The organism is Paenibacillus sp. 01L418 (assembly GCF_056400045.1).
Genome location: NZ_JBFTSN010000783.1, coordinates 1 through 1,123, shown reverse-complemented (window position 1 = coordinate 1,123; position 1,123 = coordinate 1). Strand labels below are relative to the sequence as shown.

At 38.2% G+C, this 1,123-nt stretch carries 1 protein-coding gene; it reads left to right on the top strand.

Translation table 11 applies throughout. The features are described 5' to 3' along the window. Positions 1 to 118: 118 nt before the first annotated feature. Positions 119 to 790 carry a class F sortase gene (locus AC1DSE_RS35600; RefSeq protein WP_477509644.1) on the top strand — a complete coding sequence of 224 codons (672 nt, stop codon included), beginning with the start codon at positions 119 to 121 and terminating at the stop codon, positions 788 to 790. The last annotated feature ends 333 nt before the right edge of the window (positions 791 to 1,123 follow it).

Genomic DNA, 1,123 nt, shown 5'->3' with positions numbered 1-1,123 from the left:
TTACTAAAATGCCGAAAACCGGCTTCGGCGGCGCCAGCGAACAAGCTGAATAAACAGTAAAAAACGAGGGGATCTACTCTCCCCTCTCTTACTAACTTTGAAAAAGTTTATATTGCAATTGATAGCTGCAGCTATTTTTGCCGGGTGTACAGCCTGCAGCTACTCAAATGATCAAGATCATGGTATTAAGCCTCAAATAACAACAACAAAATCTGAGTATAATGAACCCATTGTAAAAGCAGAAACCATGCCGAGTCCACCGCCTACAAATCATAATCAAATCATTCCGAATACAATTTCTAAAGTAAAATTAGAGGGAATCGTACCCATTAAACTTTCCATTCCCGCTCTAGAAATCGATGCGATCATAGATCCAGTCAGCATAACAGAAAACGGCCAAATGGATGTTCCATCAAGCACCAAGAGGGTAGGGCTATTATCTAATGGCATTCTTCCTGGCATGGTCGGCAATTCAGTTATAGATGGACATGTTGACAGCCATACAGGACCAGCCGTATTTTACAGATTAAAGAACATAAAATTAGGTGACATGATTTCAATAAAAAGTAAAGAGGACTGCACCATCGATTTTAAAGTGGAATCGATTGAAATATTCAAAACATCCGAGGCTCCACTTTCGAAAATTTTTGGTCCCGCGGACGAGTCTCGTTTAAATTTAATTACATGCACTGGTAAATTCAATCGTAAAAATCAAGAATACTCAGAACGGCTCGTCGTTTTTGCAAAACGGCACTCCGATAAAAAAATATGCAAATCTGCAAGCAGCTAAAACCCATGATCTGATTCAGTTGAATAGTGGAGGTCAAAACGACGCCATTAATTGAATCATTGATGGGTTTTTTCTATGGTATTCATCCTTCTAACCGCATATGTACATTTACTTTTTTATCATATCCCTCTCCTACCTATTTCCTTCTAATAGTCACATGACATAGAAACTATGCCTCTGTAACAAACACACAAACACTTAAATAGATACAAACATATCTTATATAGCAGTCAAATAAGAGGAGGTTTTTAAATAATGGCTCATAATATCGGTATTATCCTCGTTCTTTTCATTCTTTTGGTTATTGTCGCTTGCAGCTGCGGTGTCTTCGGT